The 7,524-nt window shown below is 62.0% G+C and carries 9 protein-coding genes; 1 reads left to right on the top strand and 8 read right to left on the bottom strand.

What is annotated here, in order from left to right:
* The 5 genes from FJ979_RS25910 to eno form a co-directional block, all read right to left on the bottom strand.
* Positions 1-402 (bottom strand): biotin/lipoyl-containing protein (locus tag FJ979_RS25910; RefSeq protein WP_246679373.1); only part of this gene is annotated, 402 nt, incomplete at its 3' end.
* Between the two features lie 18 nt (positions 403-420).
* Complete coding sequence (locus FJ979_RS25905; RefSeq protein WP_140501348.1) at positions 421-1,812, bottom strand: pyruvate dehydrogenase complex E1 component subunit beta; 1,392 nt, start codon at positions 1,810-1,812, stop codon at positions 421-423.
* Positions 1,813-1,827: 15 nt separating this feature from the next.
* Positions 1,828-2,865 (bottom strand): pyruvate dehydrogenase (acetyl-transferring) E1 component subunit alpha, encoded by a 1,038-nt coding sequence (gene pdhA, locus FJ979_RS25900; protein ID WP_140501346.1) that lies wholly within the window; start codon positions 2,863-2,865, stop codon positions 1,828-1,830.
* A gap of 214 nt (positions 2,866-3,079) precedes the next feature.
* A complete protein-coding gene (locus FJ979_RS25895; protein WP_140501344.1) occupies positions 3,080-3,403 on the bottom strand; it encodes a septum formation initiator family protein in 324 nt (107 codons plus the stop codon).
* Positions 3,404-3,560: 157 nt separating this feature from the next.
* A complete protein-coding gene (gene eno, locus FJ979_RS25890) occupies positions 3,561-4,835 on the bottom strand; it encodes a phosphopyruvate hydratase (protein WP_140584218.1) in 1,275 nt (424 codons plus the stop codon).
* 199 nt (positions 4,836-5,034) lie between these two features.
* On the opposite strand from eno, the gene FJ979_RS33395 reads away from it, so the two are divergent.
* A complete protein-coding gene (locus FJ979_RS33395; protein WP_263483006.1) occupies positions 5,035-5,157 on the top strand; it encodes a hypothetical protein in 123 nt (40 codons plus the stop codon).
* Positions 5,158-5,225: 68 nt separating this feature from the next.
* Here the strand turns inward: FJ979_RS33395 and FJ979_RS25885 are convergent, their stop codons facing one another.
* From FJ979_RS25885 to FJ979_RS25875, 3 genes are all read right to left on the bottom strand, one after another.
* The gene (locus tag FJ979_RS25885) at positions 5,226-5,591 is read right to left on the bottom strand and encodes a PRC-barrel domain-containing protein (RefSeq protein WP_140501340.1); all 366 of its coding nucleotides are present in this window, start codon (positions 5,589-5,591) and stop codon (positions 5,226-5,228) included.
* Between the two features lie 172 nt (positions 5,592-5,763).
* Positions 5,764-6,609, bottom strand: coding sequence for a 3-deoxy-8-phosphooctulonate synthase (gene kdsA / locus FJ979_RS25880; RefSeq protein ID WP_140501337.1), 846 nt, complete (start codon positions 6,607-6,609; stop codon positions 5,764-5,766).
* Complete coding sequence (locus FJ979_RS25875; protein ID WP_140584221.1) at positions 6,606-7,496, bottom strand: VOC family protein; 891 nt, start codon at positions 7,494-7,496, stop codon at positions 6,606-6,608. The genes kdsA and FJ979_RS25875 overlap by 4 nt, the downstream gene beginning before the upstream one ends.
* Positions 7,497-7,524 lie beyond the last annotated feature (28 nt).

Raw genomic sequence — 7,524 nt, 5'->3', positions numbered from 1 at the left:
GGCCGGGGTGGGGGGCGCGGCGGTGGGTTCACCCGCGGCGCGACCTCCCCCATCGGACGGAGAGGTGGGAGTCTCGGTCTTCGATGTCTCAGCCTTGGGAGACTCCGCTTTCGCCGGTGCGGCATCGCCACCGCTTTTCGCGGCGGCACTTGCGTCCTCACCCTCGGCGGCAAGCACGGCGATCAGCGCATTGACCTTGACGCCTTCGGTGCCGGCGGGAACGACCAGTTTCGCCACCGTGCCCTCATCGACGGCTTCGACTTCCATCGTCGCCTTGTCGGTCTCGATCTCGGCAATGACATCGCCGGGCGAAACCTTGTCGCCCTCCTTCACGAGCCACTTCGACAGATTGCCCTCTTCCATGGTGGGCGAGAGGGCCGGCATGGTGATGTTGATTGGCATTGTGTCCTCCCGCCCGGTTCAGCGATATGAGACGGCTTTGACGGCCTCGATGACCTCGCCGACATTCGGCAAAGCCAGCTTTTCGAGATTGGCCGCATAGGGCATCGGCACGTCCTTGCCGGCGATGGTGATGACCGGCGCGTCGAGGAAATCGAAGGCTCGCTGCGACACCTGGTTGGCGACATGGTCGCCGACCGAGTTCTGCGGGAAGCCTTCTTCCACCACGACCAGCCGGTTGGTCTTCTTCACCGAGGCGATGATGGTGTCGAAGTCGAGCGGACGGATGGTCCTGAGATCGATAATCTCCGCGTCGATGCCCATGCCGCGCAGTTCCGCTTCGGCCTTGACCGCATAGGTCATGCCAATGCCGAAGGAGACGATGGTGACGTCCTTGCCTGATTTGTGGATGCGCGCCTTGCCGATCGGCAGCACGAAGTCGTCCAGCTTCGGCACGTCGAAGGACTGGCCGTAGAGGATTTCGTTTTCGAGGAAGATGACCGGGTTCGGATCGCGGATCGCCGCCTTGAGCAGTCCCTTGGCGTCGGCGGCGGTATAAGGCATCACCACCTTCAGGCCTGGTATGTGGCTGTACCAGGCGGCGTAGCACTGAGAATGCTGGGCGGCGACGCGAGCCGCCGCGCCGTTCGGCCCGCGGAAGACGATCGGCGCGCCCATCTGTCCGCCGGACATGTAGAGCGTCTTGGCGGCCGAGTTGACGATCTGGTCGATCGCCTGCATGGCGAAGTTGAAGGTCATGAATTCGACGATCGGCTTCAGCCCAGCCATCGCCGCACCGACCCCGACGCCGGCAAAGCCGTGCTCGGTGATCGGCGTGTCGACGACGCGACGCGGTCCGAACTCCTGCAGCAGGCCTTGGGTGATCTTGTAGGCGCCCTGGTACTCGGCAACTTCCTCGCCCATGACGAAGACATCGCCGTCGCGGCGCATTTCCTCCGCCATCGCATCGCGCAGCGCTTCGCGCACCGTGGTCGAGACCATCTCGGTCCCGGCGGGTATGTCAGGATCGGCGGCGACTTCCGTCTTCGGCGCGGCCGCCACAGGCGCCGCTGCCTCGCTCTTGGCCGCAGCGGGTGCCGGTGTCGGCGCCTTTGCCTCAGTCTTGGCGGGCTCTTCACCGATGCCTTCGCCGGCCTTGTCGACGTCTTCGCCATCGACAGCCAGCACGGCGATCACCGCGTTGACCTTGACGCCTTCGGTGCCTGCGGGAACCACGATCTTGGCAAGCGTGCCCTCATCGACAGCTTCGACTTCCATCGTCGCCTTGTCGGTTTCGATCTCGGCGATGACGTCGCCGGCGACGACCTTGTCGCCCTCGTTCTTCAACCACTTGGAAAGATTGCCCTCTTCCATGGTCGGCGAAAGGGCGGGCATGAGAATTTCGATCGGCATGTCCTTGCCCTCCCGTTACAATACGATGTCGGTCCAGAGCTCGGACGGATCCGGCTCGGCGTCGTGCTGGGCAAACTCGGCGGCATCGGCGACGACGTCGCGAACCTCCTTGTCGATGGTCTTCAATTCGTCCTCGCTTGCCCACTTCTTCTGGATCAGCCGCGCTTTGACCTGCTCGATCGGGTCATGCTCGGAGCGCATCTTCTGCACTTCTTCCTTGGAGCGGTATTTCGCCGGGTCGGACATCGAATGGCCCCGATAGCGGTAGGTCTGCATTTCGAGGATCAGCGGCCCATTGCCGGCACGGCACCATTCGGTGGCGAGATCGCCGGCGGCCTTGACAGCACGCACGTCCATGCCGTCGACCTGGATGCCGGGAATCTTGAACGAGGCGCCGCGATTCGAGAAGTCGGTCTCCGCCGAGGAGCGCGATACCGAGGTGCCCATGGCATAGCGGTTGTTCTCGATGATGTAGATCACCGGCAGCTTCCACAGCGAAGCCATGTTGAAGCTTTCGTAGACCTGGCCCTGGTTGGCGGCCCCGTCGCCGAAATAGGTCAGCGTGACATTGTTGTTGCTGCGATAGCGGTTGGCAAAGGCCAGGCCCGTGCCGAGCGACACCTGGGCGCCGACGATGCCGTGGCCACCGTAGAAATGCTTCTCCTTGGAGAACATGTGCATGGAGCCGCCCTTGCCCTTCGACAGGCCGCCTCGGCGGCCGGTCAGTTCGGCCATGACGCCACGCGGCGACAGTTCCATCGCCAACATATGACCGTGGTCGCGGTAGGCCGTGATCATCTGGTCACCGTCGATCAGCGCCATCTTCATACCGGTGACGACCGCTTCCTGGCCGATGTAGAGATGGCAGAAGCCGCCGATGAAGCCCATCCCGTAAAGCTGGCCGGCCTTTTCCTCGAAACGGCGAATAAGCAGCATGTGCCGGTAGGCGGCAAGCTCCTCGTCCTTGGTGAATTCCACTGGTTTGGGCGCGGAAAGGCCCGATTTGCCGTCGGATTTCGATTTGGCAGGCGCTTTCCTGGCTGCGGTTGCCATGCATCACTCCCTGTTGGCGTCTCTTCGCGGACATTTCGAGCAAGATGAAATCTGCTCGAGCAAGATGAAATCTGCTCAGGGGAGATCAGCTCTCCCCACTGATTTTGGGGAGGCTAACACGTGAGAACGTGTTCCGCCATGTCGAAATTGCATAGCTGGCATGCGACTAAGCAATTAGAATCATTGAAAATATTGGTGATTAACCTGATATTGGTTACTTTGCCGAGACCGGCAACATGATGGTGATTTCGTCGGCCTGGGACAAATTCAGCGCCTTACGCGCCTGCTCGTCGAGCATGTCCTTCTCCAGCGTGCCGTCGTGCATCAGCTTGACGCGCCGTTCCAGCTCCATCCTGCGCGCCTTGATCGCATCGAGCTGGGCCTGCAGGGCAACAGTCTCGGCCTCCAGCTGGTATTTCGAATTGATGCCGAACTCGCCGTGATAGGCATGAAAGCCGAAATAGGCCAGGAACACCGCGCAGAGCGAGGGGATAATCAGCCGGCCGGTGTTTCTCTGTTTGTGCTGACGCGTCCACATCGTCCGTTCCCTCGCAGTCGCGAACTCGGGCGACCACGGTCTTTTTCGCTCCATTGTGCTTAACGGACGGTTACGGATGACACGTCCACAGGCGCTCCAACGAAAAAGGGCGGGAATTCCCGCCCCTCACCGCCATCCCTGTGTCAGATGCTCCGGCTCAGCCCTTCAACATCGACTTGCCGGCGTAGCGCGCCTGCTTGCCGAGTTCTTCCTCGATGCGGATGAGCTGGTTGTATTTGGCCATGCGGTCGGAACGCGACAGCGATCCGGTCTTGATCTGCCCGCAATTGGTGGCGACGGCGAGGTCGGCGATGGTCGAATCCTCGGTCTCGCCCGAGCGATGCGACATGACGGCGGTGTAGCCGGCCTTGTGCGCGGTCTCGACGGCATCGAGCGTCTCGGTCAGCGATCCGATCTGGTTGACCTTGACCAGGATCGAATTGGCGACCCCCATGCGGATGCCATCGCGCAGGCGCGCCGTATTGGTGACGAAGAGATCATCGCCGACGAGCTGCGTCTTCTTGCCGATCAGGTCGGTCAGATATTTCCAGCCTTCCCAGTCATCCTCGGCAAGGCCGTCCTCGATCGAAATGATCGGATAATCGGCGGCGAGCTTGGCCAGGTATTTCGCCTGCGCCTTCGGATCGCGTGTCTTCTTCTCGCCTTCATAGACGTAGTTGCCGTCCTTGAAGAATTCCGTCGCAGCGCAATCGAGGCCGAGCGCAATCTCCTCGCCCGGCTTGAAGCCGGCCTGCTCGATCGACTCCATGATGAAATCGAGCGCCACCGGCGCGCTCTTCAGGTTCGGGGCAAAGCCGCCTTCGTCGCCGACATTGGTGTTGTGGCCGGCGTCCTTCAGCTTCTTCCTCAGCGTGTGGAAGACCTCAGAACCCCAGCGCACGCCTTCGCGCAGCGTTGGCGCACCGACCGGCAGGATCATGAATTCCTGGAAATCGATCGGGTTGTCGGCATGGGCGCCGCCATTGATGATGTTCATCATCGGTACCGGCAGCAGATGCGCCTTGGTGCCGCCGACGTAACGATAGAGCGGCAGGCCGGCGGCTTCGGCCGCGGCCTTGGCCACCGCCAGCGACACGCCGAGAATAGCGTTGGCGCCGAGCCGGCTCTTGTTGGGCGTGCCGTCGAGTTCGATTATGGTCTGGTCGATGTGGATCTGGTTTTCGGCTTCCATGCCGCCGATTGCCTCGAACAGTTCGCCGTTGACCGCCTCGACGGCCCGCAGCACGCCCTTGCCGAGATAGCGGGCGCCGCCGTCGCGCAGTTCGACGGCTTCATGCGCGCCGGTGGAAGCTCCAGACGGCACGGCCGCGCGGCCCATCGAACCGTCTTCGAGCACGACATCGACCTCGACGGTCGGATTTCCACGGCTGTCCAGGATTTCACGCCCGACAATGTCGATGATGGCGGTCATTGCGATGTCCCCGATTGATCTGACGAAACGTCGCGCCCGTCTTAGCCAAAGCGGCGCAAAAGGCAATCGGGCCACCGCCAATTATTGCCGCCGGCGCGATTCACGAAGCGCAAATTCCTGTCATCATAAGTCATGCGCCATAGGATGGCCGCCGGTCTATGATGGCGGCTGCGCGGGGCGAAACAGGAGGAGTTTCGCCATGTCCGAGTTAAGCGGTATCGTGAGTTTGTTCCTGATCGCGGCGGCGTTCCTGACGTCCTGCGACAACCAGCAGCCTCCACAGGGCGCGGTGCAACTGTCGACCCTCCGCAGCGCGGAGTAAGCACGGCAGGCGATCATGTAAAAGGCCCCCGCTGGTTTGCGGGGGCCTTTTCACGTCAGGCTGGCCGGTCAATGCCAGTAAGGCTCGACCTTGTAGTAATTGTAGGAGGCGTCACGTGCGGCCTCGCCATCGGCGCCCGTCAGCTCGTTGATCGAATAGGCGGGAGCGGCTTTCAGCTGGTCCTTCGAGAATGGCACGACATAGCCGCCCCTATCCTCATCGTAATCCAAACTCGCCCACGGGATGGCGTGATATTTTTCACCCATGCCGAGAAAGCCGCCAAAACCGATCACAGCGAACATGATGCCGTTGGACAGCTTGTCGAGCATGACGTCCTCGATGCTGCCGATCTTCGTGCCTTCGGTGTTATAGACGGATGTGCCGATGACCCGCGAAGCAGCGATAGCCTCTGTGTGTCCTGCCTGGGTTGTCATGATGTGCTCCTCATTGTCGTTGCTCTGGACTTTCACAATGAGGGGCGAGATCGAAGGTTCCCGACTTTTCCGCCGGTCTGTTCGACTTTTTCCACCTGTATAAAGGTGACTTCTTACTGACGTGGCAGGCCGATATATGCCCTCCGCGGCGACGACCTTCAGCTGCGCCGGGTCAGCGGGCCTTCGCTACCCGATCGAACGCCATCAACCTTTCCAGAAGTGCCGGCATGTCCTTCAGCGGCACCATGTTCGGTCCGTCGGACGAGGTCGAATTATCCGGATCCTGGTGGGTCTCGATGAAGACGCCGGCAACGCCGACGGCGACAGCCGCGCGGGCCAAGGTCTCGACAAAGCGGCGTTCGCCGCCGGACGAACCGCCCTGCCCGCCCGGCTGCTGGACCGAATGGGTGGCGTCGAAAATCACAGGCGCGCCGATGTCGGCCATAATGGGCAGGGCCCGCATGTCGGAGACGAGCGTGTTGTAGCCGAACGAGGCGCCGCGCTCGGTGGTCAAGACATTGGCGTTGCCGGAGCCAGTGACCTTGGCCACCACGTTCTTCATGTCCCAGGGCGCGAGGAACTGTCCCTTCTTGACGTTGATCACCTTGCCCGTCCTTGCGGCGGCAACCAGCATGTCGGTCTGGCGCGACAGGAAGGCCGGGATCTGCAGCACGTCGACATGCGGCGCAACGATGGCGCACTGTTCCTCGGTGTGGACGTCGGTCAGTACCGGCAAGGAGAATTCCTTGCGCAACTCGTCGAAGACCGGGAGCGCCGCCTCCATGCCGGCACCGCGCGTTGCCGACAGGGAGGTGCGGTTGGCTTTGTCGTAGCTGGTCTTATAGACGAGGCCGATGCCCAACCTGCCTGTCAATTCCTTCAGCGCGCCGGCCATGTCGAAGGCATGCTGCCGTGATTCGAACTGGCAAGGGCCGGCGATCAGCGACAGCGGCGCTGCGTTGTCGAAGACGACATTGCCGACGGTTACCGATGAATTGGGCGCCAAGGCGTTGCTCATTGTATCTCCCGAAAGATGAAGGCCGCGCCCTGCCCGGATGTCGGCTGCACGACGATATCACTGCCCGACATATCGTATCTGATGGAATTGGCTGCAAGCAGACCTGCCGCGACGGCGGCACGCCGAACCGAAAAGACGACTGCCGCGAAGCGGAGTTGCGTCGGCTTACCGGCGGGCACGCCAAAGCGTGCCGTGAAAGAGGCCGGGTCGAGTACAGTCAAGATAGCGTTAGGTAGACGAAAAATGGAGGCGCGCGCGTCAGCCGTTGGATCGTTTACTGCCACGGAAATCAGCCGGCGCTGCTCGGCGGGCTCGTCGCTGATCGCCACGATCTCGACAATTCCCGTGGCACCGTTGGCGTGAGCCTGCAGCGCCGTGCGGTCCACTTCCGGCGCGTTGACACGCTGGCAGGCGAACAGGAACGCATCGGTTGAACCCCCGGTCGACGCGAAGGCCAGTTTGAATGACGCCATGTCGCTTTTACCGGCACCGTCGGTGAACGCCCGCGAAAAGCCTAGCATGTCCCCGCCCGACAGGCTCGCATCGACAAAGCGTGCATGGTCCGCATCGGCGTCGTCCGTGGTCAGGACCACGGCGGAAAAACCTTCATTGCCATTGCGGTCACGATAGAGCCGGTCGCGCGCGACGAAGACATTGCCCTGGCCGGCGGCTTTCATCGCGGCCTGGTCATCGCCGACAGCCAGCGGTTCCAGATAGGTGCCGTCCGCGAGGAAGACGCAGCAATTTTCCGTGCCGAATGGATGGATGCCTGTCGGCGCGACGATGAAGCCGAGGGCCGTTAGCCGCGCCCGCGCCACATCCAGGCTCGAGGTCGGCAGCACGAGGTGATCGAGCGGATGAGTGCCTGTGGGTGGTGTTTGGATCATGCCAGCGCGGTGTGCATCATTGCGCAAA

This window comes from Mesorhizobium sp. B1-1-6, from assembly GCF_006443035.1.
Taxonomy (GTDB): Bacteria; Pseudomonadota; Alphaproteobacteria; order Rhizobiales; family Rhizobiaceae; genus Mesorhizobium.
Note: the sequence above shows the minus strand (reverse complement) of the source record. Positions and strands in the feature narration are given on the sequence as shown.